Source organism: Pseudomonas sp. DCB_BI (genome assembly GCF_026240995.1).
Taxonomy (GTDB): Bacteria; Pseudomonadota; Gammaproteobacteria; order Pseudomonadales; family Pseudomonadaceae; genus Aquipseudomonas.
Map to the genome: position 1 here is coordinate 1 of NZ_JAPFCG010000095.1, position 381 is coordinate 381.

Consider the following 381-nt stretch of genomic DNA (forward strand, 5'->3'; position numbering starts at 1 on the left):
TGGTGATGGTGGTGTGAGGAGACGGTGACCTGGGTCCCCTGGCCCCAGTAGTCCTTTGGTTCGATTCCCCAACCCGCTGGGGCACAGAAATACACGGCCGTGTCTTCAGGGTCCAGGTTGTTCATTTGCAGGTACAGCGTGTTCTTGGCGTTCTCTCTGGAGGTGGTGAACCGGCCCTTCACGAAGTCTGCATAGGTTGTAGTATGACCATCGCTAGTAATACGTGAGACCCACTCGGGCCCCTTTCCTGGGGCCCGGCGGACCCAGTTCATGGGATAGTCACTGAAGACGAATCCAGAGGCTGCACAGGAGAGTCTCAAAGACCCCCCAGGCTGCACCAAGCCTCCCCCAGACTCCTGCAGCTGCACCTGGGCCATGGCC

1 protein-coding gene is annotated in these 381 nt (G+C 59.3%); it reads right to left on the reverse strand.

Going from position 1 to position 381, the window contains the following annotated elements; all coding sequences use genetic code 11:
- Positions 1 to 377, reverse strand: a 377-nt coding sequence (locus OO258_RS27420) for an immunoglobulin heavy chain variable domain-containing protein (protein ID WP_266035071.1), incomplete at its 3' end; no start/stop codon positions are given.
- Positions 378 to 381: the final 4 nt, after the last annotated feature.